Raw genomic sequence first — 23,738 nt, forward strand, 5'->3', positions numbered from 1 at the left:
AGAAAAAGAAAAAATGAAAGTTTTAAAATTTGGAGGAAAATCACTTGCTAACGGAAAAGGAATTCATGCAGTGATAGATATAATTGAAGACAAGGTTAAAAATGGAGAAAAGATTACCGTTGTCCTTTCTGCTCGTGGTAATACAACTGATGAGCTTGAAGAAATTCTTGAAAAAGCCGTTAAAGGAAAAAAATATCAGGAGCAGCTAGAAGCGCTTAAAAAGTACCAAATTGCAGATTTTGATAATGCTGATTTTACCAAGGAGTTCGAAACATTAGACAAACTTTTTGAAGGAGTTTCACTTTTAGGAGACTATAGTAAGAGGATAAAAGATCAAATACTATCACAAGGCGAAGTTGTTTCGGCCAAATTGGTAACGCAAATTCTTAAAGAGAAAAACATCAAAGCTAATTTTACCGATAGTAGAACTCTGATCATAACAGATGCCCAATTCGGAGATGCCCAGCCACTCGATAAGTTATCCAAAGAAAATGTAATTAATCATTTTCAAACGTATAATGGTACTACAGTAAATATTGTCACAGGTTTTATAGCATCTAATACCAAAAATGAAACAACCACTTTAGGAAGAAACGGAAGTAATTATACAGCATCATTGCTAGCAAATTATTTAGAAGCAGAGGAGTTACAAAGTTTTACTCATGTAAACGGGATCTATACGGCAAACCCAGACTTAGTACCTGATGCTATAAAAATTGAAAAACTATCATTTACAGAAGCTAATGAATTAGCATATTTTGGGGCTAATATTTTACATGCAAAAACTATAATCCCATTAATTGAAAAGAATATCCCACTTAGGATTTTGAATACTTTTGATCATAAAAATAAAGGAACTTTAATTACATCAGAAGCGAGTGAAAAGGGAATCAAATCTCTTTCGGTTTTAGAGAATGTAGCTCTAATCAATCTTGAAGGAAGAGGACTCTTAGGGAAAGTAGGAGTAGATGCAAGAATATTTAAAGCACTAGCCCATAAAAATATTAGTGTTAGTATTATTTCACAAGGTTCATCAGAGCGCGGAATAGGTTTTGTTGTCGAAGCTGATAAAGCAAAAGAAGCTAAATCTATATTAGAACAAGAATTCGAATCAGATTTTTATAAACGTGATGTTAGTGGGATTTCAATAGAAAAAGATGTCTCTGTGATTTCTATTATTGGTCAGGATCTAAGCACATTTCATAAGCCATACAATGCATTGATTAAGAATCAGGTAATTCCATTATTGTTTAATAATACGGTTACAGGAAAGAATGTGAGTTTGGTAGTGCGAAAAGAACAATTGCATCGCGCCTTAAATGTGATTCATGGTGAGATTTTCGAAATTTCTAAAAAAATCAACATAGCTATATTTGGTCATGGATTAGTAGGAGGTACGTTGATAGATCAAATCTTAAAATCTTCAGAGCAGATCGAAAAACGAAAAAAAATAAACCTCAATATTTTTGCAGTAGCAAATTCTAGAAAAGTACTCTTAGATAAAAACGGAGTAACGCAAAACTGGAAAAATGCTATCGATGAAAAAGGAATTTCATATACGGTCGAAAATGTGATTCGATTTGCAGATGATCATCATTTAGAAAACCTAATAGCTATTGATAATACAGCTAGTCAGGGATTTACAGAAAAATATATCAATTTGGTAGAACATGGTTTTGATTTAGTTTCCTCTAACAAAGTAGCTAATACATTAAGTTTTAATTTTTATAAGAAATTAAGAGCTAGGCTAGAAGAAAATCAAAAACAATACCTGTATGAAACTAACGTAGGAGCTGGATTGCCATTGATTGACACTATTAAATTATTGCATTTATCAGGAGAAAATATAACTCGAATTAAAGGTGTTTTTTCTGGGTCACTAAGTTATTTATTTAATACTTTTTCTGTAGAAGAACGACCGTTTAGTGAGGTATTGCAAGAGGCAATTGATAAAGGATTTACTGAGCCCGATCCTAGAGAAGATCTCTGTGGTAATGATGTAGGCCGAAAATTGTTAATTCTAGCAAGAGAATTAGATTTAAGTAATGAATTTGAAGATATTAATATTCATAATCTAATTCCTGAAGAATTAAGGGCTGGAGAAGCAAAAGAGTTTTTAGGAAGGCTAAAAGAGTTGGATGTTGTTTATAAAAAAGTTAAAGAAGAGCAAAAACCAGATCATGTATTGCGATATATTGGTGATCTTTGGGGTGATTTATCACAAGAGAAAGGAAGTTTAGATGTTAAATTAGTTTCTGTACCTCAAAGTAGTGCGTTAGGACAGGTAAAAGGTTCCGACTCTATATTCGAGATTTATACAGAATCATATGGCGATCAACCTATCGTAATTCAGGGAGCTGGTGCTGGAGCAGCTGTAACAGCAAGAGGAGTGTTTGGAGATGTCTTACGATTAGCAGAAAAAGGATGAAATTATAATTGCGTTAGGGATTGAAGCGACATCCTTTTATAATCTTATCACCCTAAAATAGAATCAAGGGGTTTTGATAGATTATAAAAGATATAGCTGAAAGCCCGACCCCTGATTGATTAGGGGGAACGCCCAAAACAATATACAATGAAAATACAACTAAAAAGAATAGACAACGATTATCATTTCGAATTAAAAAATGAAAGAGGACATGTAACTTATATAGATAGTACGGCCAAAGTTGGAGGACATGACCAGGCACCAAGTCCAATGGAATACGTATTGATGGGAGTAGCAGGGTGTAGTGCTATTGATATAATTTCTATTCTGAAGAAACAACGACAAGAAATTACAGACTATCGAGCAGAAGTAAATGGCGCTCGCGAAGAAATTGATGGAGCAAAACCATTTAAAAAAATTACAGTAACCGTTTATCTTGAAGGGGATATTACTCCAGAAAAAGCACAGAGAGCGGCAGAATTGTCATTTGAGAAATATTGTTCGGTATCCAAAACATTAGAACCCACAGCTACAATAGAGTACAAGGTGGTGGTTAATAATAAAGAAGTATGAGCCTTAAAAGTTTAAATTTTGAAACACAAGCGGTAAGAACGCAAACTGATAAAACACAGTTTTTAGAGCATTCTACACCAATGTATTTAACCTCGGGCTTTGTTTTTGAAGATGCAGAAGAGATGAGAGCTGCTTTTGCAGAAGAGAAAGAACGAAATCTATATAGCCGTTTTAGTAATCCTAATACAACAGAATTTGTAGATAAGATTTGCAAATTAGAAGGAGCAGAAGACGGGTATGCATTTGCAACGGGTATGGCAGCAGTGTTTTCTACATTTGCTGCGTTATTAGATGCTGGTGATCATATTGTTTCGGCTCGATCTGTATTTGGTTCTACTCATACTTTATTTACTAAATATTTACCAAAGTGGAATATCGAAACCAGTTATTTTAGAGTAGATGAGGTGGATAAAGTAGAAAGTTTGATCCAACCCAATACAAAAATTATATATGCCGAATCTCCAACAAATCCGGGAGTAGATGTTTTAGATTTAGAATTGTTGGGTGCGATCGCAAAAAAACACAACCTGCTTTTGGTTATTGATAATTGTTTTGCGACTCCATATTTGCAAAACCCGATTAAGTTTGGTGCAGATTTGGTAATTCATTCTGCAACTAAGCTAATTGATGGCCAGGGAAGGGTTCTGGGAGGAGTGACTGTTGGTAAAAAAGAACTGATAAGAGAAATTTACCTCTTTTCGCGTAATACCGGACCATCACTATCACCTTTTAATGCTTGGGTATTGTCTAAAAGTTTAGAAACCTTGGCGGTTCGGGTGGATCGTCACTGTGAAAATGCACTAAAATTAGCAGAGTTTTTAGAATCACATCCTAAAATAAACTGGGTGAAATACCCATTCCTAAAATCTCACCCACAATATGAAGTTGCCAAAAAGCAAATGAAAATGGGAGGTAATGTTGTTGCTTTTGAAGTAAAAGGAGGTGTACAAGGAGGTAAAACTTTTTTTAATAGTGTACAAATGTGTTCTCTGTCTGCCAATCTTGGTGATACCAGAACCATAATTACACATCCCGCTTCAACAACACATAGTAAACTAGCCGATGAAGACAAGCTTGTTGTAGGGATTACAGATGGAATGGTGCGTTGTTCTGTAGGATTAGAGCATATCGATGATGTTATATCGGATATAGAACAAGCATTAGAAAAAATATAGAAGCTATAAAACTTCTTGTAGTATTGAAATAAAATGAAAAATGCTCTGAAAATTAATTTTTCAGAGCATTTTTTTGATGAAAATTAATTTTTACGGTTATATAAAATGACAACGCCCGTTTGACATGCATGTACCTGCATCACAAAATAAACGTACTCCACCTCTCCAGGTGCAACATTGATATCCGTTTTGATAACAACCAAAACCTCTTGCTCCCGAACCAGAGATTGAACTTTGTTCGGTTTTACTTAATAAGGAAACTCCTTTTAAATTTAAAATTTTTTTCATAAAATAATTTGTTTTAAGAATACACACAATATCCATTAGGTAGGCATTGTCCTACATCACAGAAATTTCCGTTACCGGTTTCTCTACAGCACTGATTTCCGTTTTGAAAACAAGGAGTCCCGCTGCGCGAACCCAAAATTTGACTTTGATCATTTTTACTTAATAAGGTAACTCCTCTTAAGTTTAAAACTTTTTTCATAATGTAATTTGTTTTAAGAATGAATAGAATTGCACCTTTAAATCGGGGTATTATTGGTTAAATGAACAATTCTATAGATTTAGTTTCTCAAATTTAAAATTTGAATATAGGATATAGACCCCCGTAAACAGGGGAATATGTATTTTTGATTATAAAAACAGGTTTTAGGAAAATGAGCAAATAAAAAAACTGAGGAATTCCTCAGTTTTTTTATTCAAAGAATTTAGAAGCTTATAGCCTTATTTTTTTGTCAGAGTAAAAATTTGACTTCCGGTAATTTCAAAAGTAATTCCTTGTTGTTCTACCGTTTCTTTGATGTCTTTTTTTATACTCATGGTTTGTGCTGTTAATGCAATAATATCAAAAGACGCGTCTTTTTCGGCAACAGTAGTAATTAATTTGGTTCCATCTATTTTCCACTCCCCAGCTCCAATAAAATCTGGAATTGATTCTTCATAATCAATAGATTGTGTAGGGATAGTTATTTTTGCTACTAATGTAAACCCTCCAGAGCTAATAAAAGTATTGGGTTTATCGGCATCAGAAACTTCTGTAAAAGTTGCTTCTGCAGTATAATCTTTACCCGATATAGAATAACTACCACTCACAGGTATGTTTTCAATAGTAGCAGTAACTTTTCCATTTTCAGATTTGACATCCGAAAGACTCCACTCACCAGGGATTAAGGATTGATCAATTTCAATTGGAGAATCATCATCGTTGTTACAAGAAACAAATAGTAAGGTACTTGCTAAACATAAAAGCATTGCAAATCTTTTCATTTTGATTATGTATTTTGGGTTAATATTACTTTTATCAACGAGTTAGAAATTCACATATTGTCATTTTTTCTAGACGAAATCTCTTTTTATGTGATTTTTAAGGATAATTAATAAAAGTTTAATAGGATGTTCTTCAATAAATTATCTAATGATTCTGGGATTGATTTAATAATCTACTAAGTTACTAGGGTTTTTGTTGAAAATATCATAATTCTTATGATTTTCTACAAGAACTTTTGAGATTTTTATGCTATAAACAAAATATTATATATACATTTGTTTAATAATCTACTATTCCGATAGGGTAATAGAGTTTTAGAAAAAAAATGATTTTAGATCAAATGATATTAGATAAAGTGGCTACGCAGAAAACAACGTATCAGGATGATAAAACCTCTGAGAAACCAATACGTAGTATCGCAAAAGCAGTAAGCTGGAGAGTCGTGGGTACATTAGATACATTAATAGTGTCTTATGTGTTAACAGGAGAGATTGCTCTTGCTACTTCGATTGCATCTATTGATTTTGTGACAAAAATGATTCTGTATTTTTTTCACGAAAGAATTTGGAATCGTATTAAATGGGGAAAATAATTGCTATAGTAGAAAAACAAGTATTGTAGGCTATGAGTTTAACAGAAAAAGAAATAGAAAAATTAAATAAATCTCTAAAGGATAAAACACCTTTAGAAATTGCGCAATGGGCAGTTTTAAATGCGAAAACTCCGGTTGTAACTACTAATTTTAGACCATATGAGGTTGCAATTCTTAATATTTGCTCAAAAGCATTGTCAGATATTCCGGTAATATGGTGTGACTCTGGATACAATACTCCAAACACCTATAGACATGCCGAAGAGGTTATTGATATGCTAGGACTGAATGTTAAATTGTATGTTCCTAAACAGACCACAGCACATAGAGATGTAACTATGGGAATTCCGGATATTGATGATCCCAAACACAAAATTTTTACAGAACAAGTAAAATTAGAACCATTTAGAAGAGCAATGTCTGAATTTACTCCTGATGTTTGGTTTACAAACCTAAGGAAAGGACAAACGGCACTTAGAGATTCGCTGGATATTGTAAGTATGGGTAAAGATGGAATTTTAAAAGTAAGTCCATTTTACTATTACAATGATGAAGAGTTAGATGTGTATTTAGAAGAACATAAATTACCTAACGAATTTAAATATTTTGATCCAACTAAAGTATTGGAAAATAGAGAGTGTGGATTACATACTAACTAATAAAATACGAAAAAGATAAGAATGGAAATACTAGAAAAGAAAATAGAACAATTAGAAGGGACGGCAGGAAATCTGGCTGGAGCATCTGTTCTTAAGGTAAATCCTTTGGAGAGTGAAGCAATTTATATTTTTAGAGAAGTAGTAGCACAGTTTGAAAAACCAGTATTGCTTTTTTCTGGAGGAAAAGATTCTATTACTTTAGTGCGATTGGCCCAGAAAGCATTCTATCCAGGAAAAATTCCTTTCCCTTTATTACATATCGATACGGGGCATAATTTTCCCGAAACTATAGAATTTAGAGATCGATTAGTTAAAGAATTAGGGGTAGAACTTATTGTTCGCAATGTTCAGGATTCTATAGATCAAGGTAAGGTTATAGAAGAAAAAGGAAAATATGCTAGCCGTAATAGTTTACAAACTACCACACTTTTAGATGCTCTGGAAGAATTTAAGTTTGATGCAGCTATTGGTGGAGCTCGTAGGGATGAAGAAAAAGCCAGAGCCAAAGAACGTATATTCTCTGTTAGAGATGATTTTGGTCAATGGGACGAGAAAAACCAACGTCCTGAATTGTTTGATCACCTTAACGGAAAAATTGATTTAGGCCAAAATGTAAGAGTGTTCCCAATTAGTAACTGGACAGAATTAGATGTATGGAGCTATATCCAAAAAGAAGGAATCGAAATTCCGTCTATATATTTTGCTCATACCCGTAAAACATTTGTGAGAGATGGGATGATTTGGTCTGCCGAAGATGGTGTTGTGTATAGAGAAGATGATGAAGTGGTAGAAGAAAGAATGGTGCGTTTTAGAACTGTTGGTGATATGTCATGTACCGCAGCAGTCCTTTCTGATGCAATCACTATAGATAAAGTAGTATCAGAGATCAGAGAATCTACAATTTCAGAACGAGGAGCTCGTATCGATGATAAACGATCAGAAGCTGCGATGGAAAAACGAAAACAACAAGGATATTTCTAAAATTAGTTGCTGGTTATTAGTTTTCTAATGATTAGTGAGAATATAAATTAAGGATCAAAATAATTGGTGATAGTATTGGTAAAGGAATCTTTTATAAGTCATAAAAAAGACCTTCAACAAAAAACTATTAACCATCAACCAAAATAAGATGGATGTATTAAAAATAGCAACAGCAGGAAGTGTAGATGATGGTAAAAGTACCTTGATCGGTCGTATTCTATATGATACAAAATCATTAACGACAGATAAATTAGAAGCAATTGAAACCAGAAGTAAAGCCAATGGTTTTGATTATTTAGATTTTTCGTTGGCTACAGATGGATTAGTAGCCGAACGTGAACAAGGGATTACTATTGATGTTGCTCATATCTACTTTTCTACAAAAACCAAAAGTTATATTATAGCCGATACCCCTGGGCATATTGAATATACCAGAAATATGGTTACAGGAGCATCGACATCACAAGCCTCTATCATTTTGGTAGATGCTCGTAAAGGTGTAATAGAACAAACCTATCGTCACTTTTTTATCAATAACCTGTTAAGAGTTAAAGACGTGATTGTAGCAGTTAACAAAATGGATTTGGTAGATTTTTCTCAGGAAAAATATGAAGCTATTAAAGCTGATTTTGAAACATTGATCGAAAAAAGTGACTACAAAGAACAGAATATAACATTTATCCCGGTAAGTGCATTGCAGGGCGATAATGTGGTAGATAAATCTGAGAATACCCCATGGTATACCGGGCAAACTTTACTAGAACACTTAGAGAAATTAGATGCGCAGGATGTATATGAAAAAGCTCAGGTACGTTTTCCTATTCAAACGGTAATTCGTCCTAAAAAAGATGAGTTTCATGACTTTAGAGGATATGCAGGTAAATTATACGGAGGCGACCTTTCTGTTGGAGATGAAGTAACAATTTTACCTTCATTAACTACGTCAAAAGTAAAAGAAATTTACTTCTTTGATCAGAAATTTGATACCGCAGGTAGAGGAAGTTCTTGTACTATTACTTTAGAAGATGATGTAAATGTAAGTAGAGGAGATATGATTGTAAAATCATCAGAGAAGCCTCGGGTAGAAAAACAACTCACAGCAACAGTATGCTGGATGGACAGTAAAGACCTAAATCCAGGAACAAATTACTTTATACAAAGTGGAAGTAATAGAATTCTAGCAAAAGTGAAAAGTATAAACGGAACCATAGCAACCGATTTTTCTGGAGACGATACTTCAAAAAATGCTTTGAGTTTAAACGAAATAGGAAAAGTTCAGATACAGTTGAGCAAACCTTTAGCAGTTGATTCTTATAGCAAGAATAAAGCTTCAGGATCATTTATATTAATAGATTCACAAACCAATACTACTTCAGGAGTTGGTTTTATAGAATAAATATAAGCCATTCTTTATAGGAAGAAAACAAGAAATTAGAATCATAAAACCATCATACAAAAGTCATAACTATGACCTTTTTTAAAGGCAGAAATACGAAAAAAGATGCAAAGTTTTAGAACCGAAATAGAAAACCCAATTGTTCAAAAAGATGTTATAGAATTAGCTAATAAAATTGAGCAATTCCATAAGGGTAAGATTGATGAAGAGAAGTTTCGTAGCCTTCGTTTGGCACGTGGTGTATATGGCCAACGCCAGGAAGGGGTGCAGATGATTCGTATTAAGTTACCCTATGGTAAAGTGTTGAGTAATCAACTAAGACGTATTTGCGAAGTTTCTGATGAGTATTCCAGAGGAAGATTGCATATCACGACACGCCAGGATATTCAGATTCATTATGTAGATTTAAATAGAACCCCAGAACTTTGGGCAGAGTTAGAAAAAGATGATGTAACGTTAAGAGAAGCTTGTGGTAATACAGTACGTAATGTAACCGCATCAGAAACTGCCGGAATTGATCCAAAAGAACCTTTTGATGTATCACCTTATGCAGATGCATTATTTCGTTTCTTTTTAAGAAACCCTATCTGTCAGGAAATGGGACGTAAATTCAAAGTTTCTTTTTCAGGAACCGAAGAAGATACCGGACTATCCTACATGCATGATTTGGGCTTTATTGCTAAAATTGAAAATGGAGTTAGAGGATTTAAAGTAATGCTAGGTGGTGGATTAGGGTCGCAACCAAGACATGCAGATGAGTTGTATAATTTCTTGCCATCAGAAAAAATTATTCCTTTGATGGAAGGAGTTTTGAGGATTTTTGATCGCCATGGGGAACGAAAAAGTAGAGCCAAGGCAAGAATGAAGTTTCTACTTAAAGACATAGGAGTTGAAGCGTTCAAAGAATTAGTAGAAGCAGAACAAAACGCAATAGAACAGAAAACTGTTGTAATTGATGCAGAAGCATATAAAACTTCAGTTCCGGTTGAAGTTGAAGCACCTCAAGTAGAAATCAAAAACCAAAAAACCTTTGATCTGTGGAAATCTACCAATGTAGTAGCACAAAAACAAGAGGGGTACGTAGCCATAGGTGTCAAAGTACTATTAGGGGATTTTTATACTGATAAAGCTAGATTACTAGCAGATTTAGTTGAGAAATATGCGGCAGGAGAAATAAGATTATCATTGCGCCAGAATATTTTGATCCCTTTTGTAAAAGAAGATATAGTACCGTTTTTCTATCAAGAATTAGAAAAATTAGGATTTGTAGAATCTGGTTACAATAAAGCAGTAGATATAACCGCTTGCCCAGGAACAGATACCTGTAATCTAGGAATTGCAAGTAGTACAGGTATTGCCGAGGAACTAGAACGAGTAATCAAGACAGAATACCCTCAATATCTTGAAAAAGAAGATTTGGTGATCAAAATTAGTGGATGTATGAATGCTTGCGGGCAACATAATATGGCAAATATTGGTTTTCAGGGAATGTCTGTGCGTACTAAGGATAAATTAGTTGCACCTGCATTACAAGTCTTATTAGGAGGAGGAAACTTAGGAGATGGTAATGGTCGTTTTGCGGATAAAGTAGTAAAAATACCAAGTAGAAGAGGGCCAGAAGCATTACGTAGAATTCTTAATGATTTTGAAGCAAATGCTAACGGTAAAACTTTTATAGACTATTATACTAAGCAAGGAGAAAAGTATTTCTATGATTTTCTTACCGATTTATCTAATGTAGATAGTCTTACTCAAGAAGATTTTATTGATTGGGGAACAGAAGAGAATTATGTAAAGGCAATCGGAGTAGGAGAATGTGCAGGAGTAGTTATAGATTTAATAGCTACTTTGTTCTTAGAAAGTGAAGAGAAAATAGAAAATGCGAAAATATCTTTTGAGAATGAAATATACTCTGATGCTGTATATCATGCATACAGCTCATTAGTTAATTCTGCAAAAGCATTATTATTAGCCGAAAACAAAAAAACAAATACACATGCAGGAATCATTCGTCAGTTTGACGAAGAATTTGTCGCAAGCGGAAAAGTACAATTAGAAGGAACATTTGCAGACTTGATTTATCAACTTCAAAAAAATGCACCCACTAGAGATTTTGCAGTAGATTATATAAAAAATGCAGAGCAGTTTTTGCAAAAAGTGCAGGAGTTTAGAGCTGTTGAAGTAGAAAATGCATAAAGAAAATAATGAATAGTAAAACACCAAAATTAACAGTAGTAGGAGCAGGCCCGGGAGATCCGGATTTGATCACTCTTAAAGCAATTAAAGCTTTAGAGTCTGCAGATGTGGTGTTATATGATGCACTCATTAATGAAACCTTATTGGGTTACGCGTCTAAAGCAGAGAAGATATTTGTTGGTAAAAGAAAAGGATGCTATGCATATCAACAAGAACAGATTAATGAATTAATAGTAAGTAGAACCAAGAGCCATGGGCATGTAGTGCGATTAAAAGGAGGAGATCCTTTTATTTTTGGACGTGGAGCAGAAGAGATTGATTATGTACAACAGTTTGATGTAGAAACCAATATGGTTCCGGGTATATCATCATCTTTAGCTGTTCCAGCATATCAGGGAATCCCATTAACAAAAAGAGGATCCTCAGAAAGTTTTTGGGTGATTACAGGAACTACAAAATCCCACAAATTATCACAGGATATATGCCTGGCAGCAAAATCAAATGCAACTGTGGTAATTTTGATGGGAATGAGTAAGTTGAATGAAATAGTTAGTATCTTTGCTGCCGAAAATAAGCAAGATACCCCAGTAGCTATTATCCAAAACGGAACCACAGAAAAAGAGAAGTTTGGATACAGTACAATAGAGAATATTGAGGAAGTAGTTTTAGAAAAAGAATTATCCTCACCAGCAATTATTATAATAGGGGAAGTGGTAAACCAACGAGTTCGACTAGCTTCGATTTATAATGAAGTTCGAGAAGAAATTGTATCTTAATAGTTTGGGACTAGCTTAAAGATGAAAGAAAGAAACAATTTATATCCAGTTTTTTTAAAGGCTGCAAACCTTGAAACCCTTATCGTAGGAGGAGGAAATGTAGCAGAAGAAAAACTTACGTTCTTATTAAAATCCAGCCCAGATGCTAAGGTGACTATAGTATCATCAATGTTTAGAGAAGGTACAATAGCATTAGCGAATAAGTTTGGAGTGGAAATGATACATAAAAAATATCACAAACGTTTTCTCAAAGGAAAACATATTGTGATTGCTACCACAGATGTTCCTAAAGTTAATATGCAGGTGTATAAAGATTGCAGGAAACGAAGTATACTGGTTAATGTAGCAGACAATCCGCCATATTGTGATTTTTATATGGGTGCGATTGTAACCAAAGGCAATGTAAAAGTGGCAATCTCTACTAATGGGAAATCACCAACTACAGCCAAACGATTACGTCAGTTTTTTGAGGAAGCGATCCCTGAAAATATTGATGATTTAGTTAAAAATTTAAACGAGTACAGAAAAACAATAAAAGGTAATTTTGAAGAAAAAGTGGAGACACTAAACGAATTTACCAAAGGATTAATAGGAAAAAAAGAAGTTGAAAAATGATCAAGACTGATATTTTAATAATCGGAGCGGGACCAACAGGACTATTTACTGTTTTTGAAGCAGGATTACTGAAGTTAAAGACGCATCTTATTGATGCCTTACCACAACCAGGTGGGCAATGCTCAGAAATATATCCCAAAAAACCAATATATGATATTCCTGGTTTTCCAGAAATACTTGCAGGAGAATTGGTAGATAACCTAATGGAGCAAATAAAACCTTTTAAGCCCGGGTTTACTCTAGGAGAAAGAGCAGAAACTATCGAGAAATTAGAAGATGATACTTTTTTGGTAACTACCAATAAAGGAACGCAACATAATGCACCGGTAGTTGCAATTGCAGGAGGATTAGGTTCTTTCGAGCCTCGTAAACCACCGATCCCAAATATTGCAGATTTCGAAGATAAAGGAGTAGCGTATATCATACGTGATCCAGAAGTATATAGAGATAAACGAGTTGTAATTGCAGGAGGAGGAGACTCTGCTTTAGATTGGTCAATTTTCTTGGCAGATGTGGCCAGTGAAGTAACTCTAGTGCATAGACGAAACGAATTTCGTGGAGCTTTAGATTCGGTAGAAAGAGTAGCAGAACTTTCTAAATTGGGAAAAGTAAACCTGATTACTGAAGCTGAAGTAAAAGAATTGAAAGGTGATGATCACATTACAGCGGTTGGTATAAAACATAAAACAAAAGGTGAAATTATTTTAGATACAGATTACTTCATCCCGTTATTTGGATTATCCCCAAAATTAGGACCAATAGGAGATTGGGGATTAGAGATCGAAAAAAATGCGATCAAAGTAGATAATTCATACGATTACCAAACTAATATCCCGGGAATTTACGCTATTGGCGATGTAAATACATATAAAGGAAAACTAAAACTAATTCTTTCTGGTTTTCATGAAGCAGCCATTATGTGTCAGAGCGCTTATCAAAGAATCTTTCCGGATAAAAAGTATGTGATGAAATATACAACCGTTGGTGGAGTAGAAGGATTTGATGGAACTAAAAAAGAAGCTAAAAAAGAAGTAGTAAAAGCTATTAATTAGAAAAGAGTTTATTTTTAAAATAAAACAGGTGTATATCGAAAAATTGATTTTCGGTATACACCTGTCCTTTTTTAGAACCCTATGAACAAAGGTTAAATTGCTTCAATATCTCATTTAACGTTATTAAAAATGGTATAATAGATTACAAAACAGGTTGTACTTCTATGAAATGATGTGTTTTGTAGAAAAAAATTTTAAACCCTATTTTTTTTCTTTACCTATGGTTCTAATTTTTTTTAAACGTTCTTATGAAAAAGCTATTTTCTATTCTTTCGATTGTTTTTGTGTTAATTGCTTGTAAAAATAAAGCTGAAACTGAAAAAAATGTAATTACTAAAAACAAAATACCTGTTTATGCATGGGCGCATCTACCCGAAAATGCATCAGATGAAGAATTAAAAAAACAATTTCAGGAATTAAAAAATAAAGGAATAGATGGTTTAATGTATTCTGCAGGTCACGATCCTTTAACTTATAAAAGGGTTGGTGAAATTGTAAAAGAAACAGGTATGGAGTTTCATGCATGGATACCTACCATGATACAAAACTCTAATCCAAAATTAAAACCAGAATGGTACGCCATTAATCGAAATGGTGAATCTGCATATGATAAACCAGCATATGTTTCGCACTACCAGTTTTTATGCCCTAATAAAGATGAAGTGTATGATTTTCTTAATAGCCTATACAGTAGTGTTGCTGATGTAGAAGAAGTAGATGGAATTCATCTAGACTATATCCGGTTTCCAGATGTGATTTTGGCAAAAGGATTATGGGAAAAATATAACCTGGTAATGGATAAAGAATATCCTCAATTTGATTATTGTTACTGCGATAAATGTGTCCATGATTTTAAAACATTATCAGGCATAGATATTAAAGACGTTGAAGATCCTTCGCAAGTAGGAGAATGGAAACAATTTCGTTATGATTTGATAACTAAAATGGTGAATAGATTGGCAGATGTAGTACATGACAAAAATAAAGTGATTAATGCGGCAGTGTTTCCCGGGCCAAATTCTATTGCCAAAAAACTAGTCAGACAAGAGTGGAATACATGGAATTTGGACGCGTTTTTCCCTATGAATTATAATGATTTCTATCTGGAAGATACAAAATGGATTGGCGAGCTAACAAAAGAAGAAGTAACTGCTGTTAATAGTAAGAAACCTGTTTATAGTGGTTTATTCATTTGCCCGAAACCAAAAAATAAAGCAAATGAAGCAGACCCCGAAAATCATGGATTATTACCCGAAGAATTAGGAGCTGCAATTATTGAATCTATTCAAAATGGAGCCACTGGTATTTGTTTATTTACACCAAATAGGATGACAGATGCACATTGGGAGGTCTTGCAAAAAACAATTAATAAAGATTTTTAAATATGAGAATTGCATCAATAGATATTTTTAGAGCTTTAACAATGGTTTTAATGATCTGGGTAAATGACTTCTGGACACTTACAGATATTCCTAAGTGGCTTCAACATGCGACTGCTAGTGAAGATTATATGGGGTTTTCTGATATTATTTTTCCGTTGTTTTTATTTATTGTTGGCCTTAGTATTCCTTATGCAATCGAAAATAGACTTGCTAAAAAAGAAAGTAAAACTTTAATAGCAAAGCATATAATTATAAGATCTTTTTCATTGCTGTTAATTGGTTTTTTTATGGTAAACTATGAAACAGCTCACCATGAAAGCATTCTTATTGGAAAATATTTTTGGGGTTTACTTATGGCCTTGGCAGTACTATTAATTTGGATGAATTGGAAAAAAAGCCCAATTCAAAAAAAATGGCATATCTATTTTCAGGCCTTAGGAATTATTATACTTATTTTTTTGGCAGTTATATACAATGGAGGTCCTCAAGGAGAAAATTGGATGAAAATACATTGGTGGGGTATTTTAGGACTTATCGGTTGGGCTTATGCTATAAACGGGTTAATTTACCTATATAGTAAAAGGAACATTACGATAATGGTTATTTTATGGGTGATTTTTAACCTGCTCTCTATATTGAATCAGACCGATAAGCTAATTTTCGAAAATGATAATATTACTTTTTTCTCTACATTATATACAGGTACTATTCCCGCATTTACTACTGCTGGTATTGTAGCAACATTAATATTTAAAAAGTTATCAGGAACAAACATAAAATGGCGATATATAAGTTTAATAGGATTAGGAGTACTACATGTTATTTATGGAATAGCAACCAGACCATATTGGGGTATTTCTAAAATACAAGGAACACCATCTTGGTTAGCTATCTGCACAGGAATAGGTTTTCTTATGTTTGCAATGTTGTATTACATCACAGATGTAAAAAAACAAACTAGTTGGGCAAAGATAATTGCTCCGGCAGGTACAGCAACATTAACATGTTATATGATCCCTTATTTTTTGTATCCAATGTATGCCATTACCGATATTAAATTCCCTGATATTTTGAACTCTTCTGGCTTAGGGCTGTTTATATCTTTTATCTTTTCTTTATTAGTAGTCGTTTTTACAGGCTGGTTAGAACAAAAAAAATATAAGCTAAAACTGTGATATCTTCTTTTTTTGCTCTATTTCTTTAGTATAATAATGATGAAAGGTAGATGATAGTATTGATTTTATTTTTTTTATTAATAGACACTTTTTTTATTGGTTTAGTTTTTATAAAATAGATGTTAATAAATGATTATTATTTGAATGATTTTTTATAAGATTCAGTATATTTGATCCTTCAAAATCTTCATAATTACTGGTTTAAAAAAACGAGATACGACTCTTAGATAAAATACGCTAAACAATTTAAAATAAAAAGTAAAAGACCTTAAATAAAATCGGTAAGGTCTTTGATTATATTTGTAAACAGAAATAAAAAGATATGTCAGATGTTACCATAAAAATAAAAGATAGAGAAGGTGTAGTACATGAGATACAAGCACCTACAGATATGGCTATGAATTTAATGGAAGTTTGTAAAGCTTATGAATTACCAGTAGAAGGAACCTGTGGGGGAATGGCCATGTGTGCTTCTTGTCAATGCTATATTTTATCTGATCACGAATTACCAGAAATGGGACAGGATGAAGATTTGATGTTAGCAGAAGCCTTTTATGTAGAGGATAATAGTAGATTAGGATGTCAAATCCCAATTACTCCCGAGTTAGATGGATTAGAAATAGAATTGGCCCCGGAGTCTTAATTAATATTATTCTCCCAGGATTTTAATAGATTCTTTTTTGGGTTTTTTAATTCTAACGGTAATTTTTTGATATTCCCAGTTAGCTCCTTTTTTATAGGCTACGATATCTAGTTTAGCTTTTCCTTTGGTGCCTCTAATTCCAACAGTTAATGCAATTGAAGTGTTGTGATTTGAATATTCGACTTCTCCTTCTAGTAACCGAAAGAAATCTATAGGAGATAGTTCACCTAATTTTTCAATAACACGATCGTTTTTTTTAGCTATTTCAAGAGCATTTCCTGTAAGATTAGGTTGAACATAAACAGATCCATATCTAAATGCAGCATTGCCAGTCATCATAAAAAACACAAATATACAAACAGCCATCCCTATCGTAGGGAGTGTCCATTTCCAATTTCGATTCCACCAACTTTTTTTAGAAATTAATTCGTTCATGATATCTAATAGTATTGTTGTTAAGCTCTTTTTTATAAAGACCCCTTGTCAAATAAATTTGTTGCAAATAGCAATGGATAACTATTCATTATAGTATTAAAAAAGATAAAAATTAAAAACTGGTATTCGAAATTCCTTTTGGTTAGATTATAAGGTGATTATTGAAGTTATGCCGAAATGTATATAGTGCTACAGCTTTTTGTTTTTTAACGAAAAAGCCAAGTTGTTTTTGTCAACTTGATCCAAGTGTTCTTTTATCCATAATTCTGCTTTGATTAGAGAGTTAAAATGTTTTCTGTTGATAGAAAAAAAATAATTTTCTAAATCAAAATTAAGTTTAGCGGTCTCATTATAAGTTACTACAGCAGTTGCTATAAGATTTGTTAATTGACCTTCTATTAAATTAGCATCGGTAGGAATAACAGCATAATTATTTACCTTATTAACAATAAGTCCAAATGGTGTTGTGTTTCCGTAGTGAGTATGTTTAGTAGTCATAACCTCCTTTAGAGATTCAAAAGAAACTGTTACACCTTCTGCATATTCGACAACTACAAAATTATCAAAATAATAAAAATCTCCTATAGCGAGAGAATAAGATGTTACAATATTTTTTGACAATGGAGAATCCTGTAAGTACATGTTTTCGAATAATTGATCTCTTAAATATATAAAAATAAATTCATTCTATTTGTTTTAAAAAATATTCCAAATTATCAGATATGTTCTTGTTATAAAGAAACGTTTATTTAAGTCAGAAATGATATTATTATCTGTGAGAATGATTACATATTTGAGGGGGTGTTTTCCTTTGGAAATAAATGTATTTCCCTATTGTAAAATGGGGTTTTTGCCTTTGTTTTTAAGTTTGTTTAAGTAGTATTTTTGAAGCTATAGTTTAATCTATGAGTTTTTAAGGATTAAAAAATAATATTGAGGTATTTCCTGATAATTGCTATAGCAGAATATAGAATAGAAAACACACAAAAACAATATGTTATGAAAGCAAAGACTTTTCGACTGAATTTAAGTTTTTTGACTCTTTTAATAGCAAGTATGTTATTATTTACAAATTGCGAAAAAGAATCAATTGTAAACGAAGAATTAAATACATTAAATGCAGAACAAGAAGAATTCCTCACTAAAGCAAAAGAGAATTATTTGAAGGAAAACGGAATCAATATTGATATCATAGATATCGATTGGTGTTCTATTATACCAAATTTGTCTGGGTATTATTATGCTAATGATGGAGGGCATTATTATGTTAGACATATTGGAAATAAGGTGTACTGGTTTGGAGAACATCCATCAGGTATTTGGGCCAATGTTTTTAAGGGTACCGTTAGTGGTAAAATAATTACCGGAAGTTTTTATGATGTGCCTAAAGGTAAAATAGCAGGAAGTGGAAGTTTAACATTGTCTATAGGTTGTTTTGGAAGCGGTTTTACCAAAATATCCGGGAGTAATTTTGGGGGTTCAGTTTGGACAAAAACCGTAAGGCCTTCGCATCTCCCTCGTCCACGTCAGGCAGGATTTGGAGTTGTGAATGATAGCAATAATATTACTGGTCGATGGGTTGGCGATGATGGAGGTATTTACTATGTCAGACAAATAGGTAATAGGATTGTTTGGTTTGGAGAACGCAATTTTGTAAATGGTCGCCCTACATGGTCCAATGTTGCCTGGGGGAGTCGTTTCTATAGCCAGTTATGGTTAGATTGGGTTGATGTTCCTAAAGGGAATACAAATAGCGGTGGAATTCTAAGAGGATTTGTCGAAGGGCCAAATTATATCTCTCTAGGGCATAATACAGGAGGTTTTGGAGGCTCAGAGCTTCGAAGGTAATATAAATATATACATGTAGAATAGAGATTACCCTTTTGGGTAATCTTTTTTTGTTAATACGAGGTGAAATTGATAAATAAACTTGCATAACAAAAGGCTATGTCTTTTATTTGCACTTAAATTAACAGCAATTGCTGTTTAGTTCATATATATTTTAATTGTTATCGAGAAAGGTGGAGGGAATAGACCCTGTGAAACCTTAGCAACCCTTTATCCTGTAAAGAAGGTGCTACATTCTATCCGTCGTAACGGTATAGATAACCAAAACTCATAGTTCAGCTATGTTTTCCATTTATTTTTCTTGATACACTATTCTTTACTTAAATAAAGAATTAGATAATGTTTTGTTTTTCCAGTGTTTGGTTTATACTTAGTATAGATTACAGTTGGAATACACAAAATAATATTTGATAATTGATGAAAGACATATACAAAATACTAGAAGAGAGAATCCTTGTGCTTGATGGAGCTATGGGAACCATGCTGCAAAGGCATAAGTTTACAGAAGAAGATTTTAGAGGAGAACGATTCAAGGACTGGCCTACTCCTGTACAAGGTAATAATGATTTGTTGAGTATTACCCAACCTGAAGCAATAAAAGAAGTACATCGACTTTATTTTGAAGCTGGAGCAGATATCGTAGAAACCAATACTTTTTCGGGAACAACCATAGCTATGGCAGATTATGAAATGGAAGATTTAGTCTATGAACTAAATTATCAGTCAGCAAAAATTGCCAAAGAAGTAGCAGATGAGTTGACCGAAAAAGAACCACATAAACCTCGTTTTGTAGCAGGATCTATTGGCCCAACAAATAGAACAGCAAGTATGTCTCCAGATGTAAATGATCCAGGATATAGGGCAGTAACTTTTGATGAATTAAGAATCGCTTATAAACAACAGGTTGAAGCACTATTAGATGGAGGTGTAGATATTTTATTGGTAGAAACCATTTTCGATACATTAAATGCCAAAGCAGCACTTTTTGCAATTGAAGAGGTAAAAGATGAAAGAAATATCGATGTTCCAATTATGGTAAGTGGTACAATAACAGATGCAAGTGGTAGAACATTATCAGGCCAAACTGCAGAAGCATTTCTAATTTCACTATCTCATATTCCGATGTTGTCTGTTGGATTTAATTGTGCATTGGGAGCAAATCAATTAACTCCTTATTTAGAAGTTTTAGCTCAGAAAGCAAGTTTTGGAATATCTGCACATCCTAATGCCGGACTGCCAAATGCGTTTGGAGAGTATGACGAAACACCAGAACAAATGGCAGAACAGATTAAAGAATACATGGAAAAAAACTTAGTAAATATTATAGGCGGTTGTTGTGGGACTACTCCAGAACATATCAAAGCAATAGCAGATTTAGCAAGAGATTATAAACCAAGAAAGTTGACTGTTGATAGTTTTTAGTTGATAGATTATGGAGTATAAAGAGTTAGAAGTTTGGAAGGAGTCAAGAATATTAGTTAATAATCTTTATGAAATTACAAAAACGTTTCCTAAGGATGAATTATATGGATTAACAAATCAAATGAGAAGAAGCGCGATTTCAATACCGTCAAATATCGCTGAGGGATGCGGAAGAAGAACTTCTGCAGATACACTTCAGTTTTCACATATTTCAAGAGGTTCATTGTATGAATTAGAAACACAATCATATTTGGCTTTGGATCAAAATTATTTTGAAATAAAACAGCATCAGATTCTGTTAGCCCAAATTTTAAAATGTAAAAAGTTATTAAATGGATTTATCAACTATTATAAAAACCTATAAGTTATGATAGAAAATAAATCACAAAACCTATCAACCGACAACTCTAAACAATCAACCAGAAAGTACTTAAAGCTCTCTGGTCTGGAACCAATGATTGTTTCTGCTGAAACGAATTTTATTAATGTTGGAGAACGAACTAATGTAGCAGGGTCACGCAAGTTTTTGCGTTTGGTTAAGGAAGAAAAATTTGATGAAGCTTTAGATATAGCAAGGCATCAGGTAGAAGGAGGAGCACAGGTCATTGATATCAATATGGATGATGGCTTAATCGATGGTAAGGATGCAATGGTAAGATTTCTTAATCTTATAATGGCAGAACCAGATATTGCCCGAGTACCCATTATGATAGATAGCTCTAAATGGGAAATCATCGAAGCTGGATTGCAAGTAGTGCAAGGAAAATGTGTGGTAAATTCTATAAGCCTTAAAGAAGGTGAAGAAGAGTTTATATCACATGCAAAAGCCATAAAAAGATATGGTGCTGCTGTAATTATAATGGCATTTGATGAGGTAGGACAAGCAGATAATTATGAGCGTCGTATCGAAATCTCAAAACGGTCTTATGATATATTGGTTAACAGACTGAGTTTTCCACCAGAAGATATCATATTTGATTTAAATATATTTCCGGTTGCAACCGGAATGGAAGAGCATCGTAAAAATGCCATCGATTTTATTGAAGCCACACGATGGGTAAGAGAAAATCTGCCACACAGTAGTGTAAGTGGAGGCGTAAGTAATGTTTCGTTTTCTTTTAGAGGAAATAATACAGTTCGCGAAGCTATGCATTCTGTTTTTCTGTATCACGCAATCAAGGCCGGGATGAATATGGGAATCGTAAACCCGGCAATGCTAGAGGTATATGATGATATTCCCAAAGATCTTTTAGAACATGTAGAAGATGTAATTCTGGATCGAAGAGATGACGCTACCGAACGACTATTGGATTTTGCAGAAACGGTTAAAGGAACCAGTAAAGAGAGGGTGGTTGATCTTTCCTGGAGAGAAGAACCATTACAGGATAGAATTACAAGAGCCCTTGTGAAAGGGATTGATCAATATATAGTAGAAGATGTAGAAGAAGCAAGGCAAATAGCAGATAAACCCATAGAAGTTATAGAAGGAAATCTGATGACGGGAATGAATGTTGTTGGTGATCTTTTTGGATCTGGTAAAATGTTTTTACCTCAGGTAGTCAAATCCGCCAGAGTAATGAAAAAAGCAGTAGCGTATTTACTTCCATTTATTGAAGAAGAAAAGAAAAAGAATGCACTTTCTGGGGGGGTCGTAAAAGAAAATGATTCTAATGGCCGCATTTTAATGGCAACGGTAAAAGGTGATGTGCATGATATTGGTAAAAATATTGTTTCAGTAGTATTAGGATGTAATAATTATGAAATTGTAGACCTTGGTGTAATGGTTCCTCCTGATAAAATTATTCAGACGGCAATCGATGAACAAGTAGATATCATTGGATTAAGTGGCTTGATAACTCCATCTCTAGATGAAATGGTTCATCTAGCTAAAGAAATGGAACGCAAGAATTTCAATATTCCTTTATTGATTGGTGGGGCAACTACATCAAAAGCTCATACCGCAGTTAAGATCGATCCACAATATAAAAATGCAGTAGTACATGTTAATGACGCATCAAGAGCAGTAACAGTTGTTGGTGATTTATTGAATAAAAGAAGCAACCAAAAATATGTAGGTAATCTTAAAGAAGATTATGAAAAATTTAGAGATGGATTTCTAAAGAGAACAAAACAAAAAGAATATCTGAGTATCAAAGAGGCCAGAAAAAATAAATATGTAATTGATTGGCAAACCTCCGAAATTGTAACACCAAACAAACTAGGAGTTAAGGTTATAGAAGATTTTGATTTAAGAAAACTAGAACCTTATATCGATTGGTCACCATTTTTTAGATCTTGGGACTTACATGGTAAATACCCTGCTATTTTAACTGATACTGTAGTTGGTGAACAAGCTACATCCTTATTTAAAGATGCACGAGAATTATTAGAAAGAGTATTTGATGAAAAGTTATTAGGAGCCAAAGCTATTTATGGATTGTTCGAGGCTAATACGATAAATGATGATGATATTGAGGTATCTTCAGAAGAGGGAAGTTTTACATTTAGAACACTACGCCAGCAACTAAAAAAACATGCTGGTAAGCCTAATTTTGCTTTGTCTGATTTTGTTGCCCCAAAAGAAAGCGGAATTCAAGATTATATGGGATGTTTTTGTGTAACAACAGGTTTTGGAACGAAAGAACTTGCTGAAGCTTTTGAAGCTGATCACGATGACTATAATTCTATTATGATTAAGGCATTGGCAGATCGTTTAGCCGAAGCTTTTGCAGAATATTTACATAAAAAAGTACGTATAGAAGATTGGGGATATGCTAATGATGAATCATTAACCAATGAAGAATTAATAAAAGAAGCCTATAAAGGTATTCGACCTGCACCTGGATATCCGGCTTGCCCGGATCATCTCGAAAAGATAACGATTTGGGAATTACTTCGTGTTAAAGAACAAATCGGAGTAGAATTAACAGAAAGCCTGGCTATGTGGCCGGCAGCGTCTGTATCTGGATATTATTTTGCTAATCCCGAAGCTCGATATTTTGGATTAGGAAAAATGAAAGAAGATCAGGTAAAAGATTTTGCAGAACGTAAAGATGTAGATCTTGAGTATGCAAAGAAATGGTTGAGTCCTAATATAGTAGACTAAATAGATACAAGCCC

General features: G+C 33.5%; 23 protein-coding genes and 1 riboswitch. Of the genes, 18 read left to right on the forward strand and 5 right to left on the reverse strand.

Going from position 1 to position 23,738, the window contains the following annotated elements:
- Positions 1-13 precede the first annotated feature (13 nt).
- The 3 genes from thrA (at position 14) to DK441_RS15850 (ending at position 4,176) form a co-directional block, all read left to right on the forward strand.
- A complete protein-coding gene (thrA, locus tag DK441_RS15840) occupies positions 14-2,428 on the forward strand; it encodes a bifunctional aspartate kinase/homoserine dehydrogenase I (protein WP_109853538.1) in 2,415 nt (804 codons plus the stop codon).
- A 147-nt stretch (positions 2,429-2,575) separates the two neighbouring features.
- Positions 2,576-3,001 carry an OsmC family protein gene (locus DK441_RS15845; RefSeq protein WP_109851572.1) on the forward strand — a complete coding sequence of 142 codons (426 nt, stop codon included), beginning with the start codon at positions 2,576-2,578 and terminating at the stop codon, positions 2,999-3,001.
- A complete protein-coding gene (locus DK441_RS15850) occupies positions 2,998-4,176 on the forward strand; it encodes a PLP-dependent aspartate aminotransferase family protein (protein ID WP_109851573.1) in 1,179 nt (392 codons plus the stop codon). Before DK441_RS15845 ends, DK441_RS15850 begins: the two co-directional genes overlap by 4 nt.
- A gap of 96 nt (positions 4,177-4,272) precedes the next feature.
- Here the strand turns inward: DK441_RS15850 and DK441_RS15855 are convergent, their stop codons facing one another.
- The 3 genes from DK441_RS15855 to DK441_RS15860 form a co-directional block, all read right to left on the reverse strand.
- On the reverse strand, positions 4,273-4,464 hold the full coding sequence (locus DK441_RS15855) for a hypothetical protein (RefSeq protein ID WP_074408518.1): 192 nt from the start codon (positions 4,462-4,464) through the stop codon (positions 4,273-4,275).
- 13 nt (positions 4,465-4,477) lie between these two features.
- Positions 4,478-4,663 carry a hypothetical protein gene (locus tag DK441_RS26655; RefSeq protein ID WP_160112123.1) on the reverse strand — a complete coding sequence of 62 codons (186 nt, stop codon included), beginning with the start codon at positions 4,661-4,663 and terminating at the stop codon, positions 4,478-4,480.
- Positions 4,664-4,902: 239 nt separating this feature from the next.
- Positions 4,903-5,445, reverse strand: coding sequence for a hypothetical protein (locus tag DK441_RS15860; RefSeq protein WP_160112124.1), 543 nt, complete (start codon positions 5,443-5,445; stop codon positions 4,903-4,905).
- A 326-nt stretch (positions 5,446-5,771) separates the two neighbouring features.
- On the opposite strand from DK441_RS15860, the gene DK441_RS15865 reads away from it, so the two are divergent.
- The 11 genes from DK441_RS15865 to DK441_RS15915 all read left to right on the forward strand — a co-directional run bounded on the left by DK441_RS15865 (position 5,772) and on the right by DK441_RS15915 (position 16,913).
- On the forward strand, positions 5,772-6,038 hold the full coding sequence (locus DK441_RS15865; protein WP_025665120.1) for a DUF2061 domain-containing protein: 267 nt from the start codon (positions 5,772-5,774) through the stop codon (positions 6,036-6,038).
- Positions 6,039-6,070: 32 nt separating this feature from the next.
- A complete protein-coding gene (locus DK441_RS15870) occupies positions 6,071-6,697 on the forward strand; it encodes a phosphoadenosine phosphosulfate reductase family protein (RefSeq protein WP_109851575.1) in 627 nt (208 codons plus the stop codon).
- Between the two features lie 21 nt (positions 6,698-6,718).
- Positions 6,719-7,678: a sulfate adenylyltransferase subunit CysD gene (gene cysD, locus DK441_RS15875; protein ID WP_235015775.1), complete on the forward strand. Its 960-nt coding sequence runs from the start codon at positions 6,719-6,721 to the stop codon at positions 7,676-7,678.
- A 148-nt stretch (positions 7,679-7,826) separates the two neighbouring features.
- Positions 7,827-9,074: a sulfate adenylyltransferase subunit 1 gene (locus DK441_RS15880; RefSeq protein WP_109851576.1), complete on the forward strand. Its 1,248-nt coding sequence runs from the start codon at positions 7,827-7,829 to the stop codon at positions 9,072-9,074.
- A 105-nt stretch (positions 9,075-9,179) separates the two neighbouring features.
- Entirely contained in the window at positions 9,180-11,270 is a 2,091-nt protein-coding gene (locus DK441_RS15885) for a HEPN domain-containing protein (protein ID WP_109851577.1), read from the forward strand.
- 8 nt (positions 11,271-11,278) lie between these two features.
- Positions 11,279-12,046, forward strand: a complete 768-nt coding sequence (gene cobA / locus DK441_RS15890) for a uroporphyrinogen-III C-methyltransferase (protein ID WP_109851578.1) — start codon at positions 11,279-11,281, stop codon at positions 12,044-12,046.
- A gap of 21 nt (positions 12,047-12,067) precedes the next feature.
- Positions 12,068-12,661: a bifunctional precorrin-2 dehydrogenase/sirohydrochlorin ferrochelatase gene (locus tag DK441_RS15895; RefSeq protein ID WP_025665114.1), complete on the forward strand. Its 594-nt coding sequence runs from the start codon at positions 12,068-12,070 to the stop codon at positions 12,659-12,661.
- Positions 12,658-13,713: an NAD(P)/FAD-dependent oxidoreductase gene (locus tag DK441_RS15900; protein WP_025665113.1), complete on the forward strand. Its 1,056-nt coding sequence runs from the start codon at positions 12,658-12,660 to the stop codon at positions 13,711-13,713. The genes DK441_RS15895 and DK441_RS15900 overlap by 4 nt, the downstream gene beginning before the upstream one ends.
- Before the next feature lie 248 nt (positions 13,714-13,961).
- Positions 13,962-15,095 (forward strand): hypothetical protein, encoded by a 1,134-nt coding sequence (locus DK441_RS15905; RefSeq protein ID WP_109851579.1) that lies wholly within the window; start codon positions 13,962-13,964, stop codon positions 15,093-15,095.
- Between the two features lie 2 nt (positions 15,096-15,097).
- Positions 15,098-16,270 carry a DUF5009 domain-containing protein gene (locus tag DK441_RS15910; protein WP_109851580.1) on the forward strand — a complete coding sequence of 391 codons (1,173 nt, stop codon included), beginning with the start codon at positions 15,098-15,100 and terminating at the stop codon, positions 16,268-16,270.
- 322 nt (positions 16,271-16,592) lie between these two features.
- Positions 16,593-16,913 carry a 2Fe-2S iron-sulfur cluster-binding protein gene (locus DK441_RS15915; RefSeq protein ID WP_034241081.1) on the forward strand — a complete coding sequence of 107 codons (321 nt, stop codon included), beginning with the start codon at positions 16,593-16,595 and terminating at the stop codon, positions 16,911-16,913.
- A 6-nt stretch (positions 16,914-16,919) separates the two neighbouring features.
- Here DK441_RS15915 and DK441_RS15920 read toward each other — a convergent pair whose 3' ends face one another.
- Together DK441_RS15920 and DK441_RS15925 are read right to left on the reverse strand one after the other, a co-directional pair.
- Complete coding sequence (locus tag DK441_RS15920; protein WP_109851581.1) at positions 16,920-17,348, reverse strand: cytochrome c oxidase assembly factor Coa1 family protein; 429 nt, start codon at positions 17,346-17,348, stop codon at positions 16,920-16,922.
- 189 nt (positions 17,349-17,537) lie between these two features.
- Entirely contained in the window at positions 17,538-17,990 is a 453-nt protein-coding gene (locus tag DK441_RS15925) for a hypothetical protein (RefSeq protein ID WP_109851582.1), read from the reverse strand.
- A 357-nt stretch (positions 17,991-18,347) separates the two neighbouring features.
- Here DK441_RS15925 and DK441_RS15930 point away from each other — a divergent pair, with 357 nt between their 5' ends.
- From DK441_RS15930 to metH, 4 genes are all read left to right on the forward strand, one after another.
- On the forward strand, positions 18,348-19,196 hold the full coding sequence (locus DK441_RS15930; protein WP_160112125.1) for a hypothetical protein: 849 nt from the start codon (positions 18,348-18,350) through the stop codon (positions 19,194-19,196).
- Positions 19,197-19,354: 158 nt separating this feature from the next.
- Positions 19,355-19,460: riboswitch (SAM riboswitch) on the forward strand.
- A gap of 153 nt (positions 19,461-19,613) precedes the next feature.
- On the forward strand, positions 19,614-20,618 hold the full coding sequence (locus tag DK441_RS15935) for a homocysteine S-methyltransferase family protein (protein WP_109851584.1): 1,005 nt from the start codon (positions 19,614-19,616) through the stop codon (positions 20,616-20,618).
- Between the two features lie 10 nt (positions 20,619-20,628).
- Entirely contained in the window at positions 20,629-20,982 is a 354-nt protein-coding gene (locus DK441_RS15940) for a four helix bundle protein (RefSeq protein ID WP_109851585.1), read from the forward strand.
- A 3-nt stretch (positions 20,983-20,985) separates the two neighbouring features.
- Positions 20,986-23,724, forward strand: coding sequence for a methionine synthase (gene metH / locus DK441_RS15945; RefSeq protein ID WP_109851586.1), 2,739 nt, complete (start codon positions 20,986-20,988; stop codon positions 23,722-23,724).
- Positions 23,725-23,738 lie beyond the last annotated feature (14 nt).

The organism is Aquimarina sp. AU58 (assembly GCF_900312745.1).
GTDB classification, from domain to species: Bacteria; Bacteroidota; Bacteroidia; order Flavobacteriales; family Flavobacteriaceae; genus Aquimarina; species Aquimarina spinulae.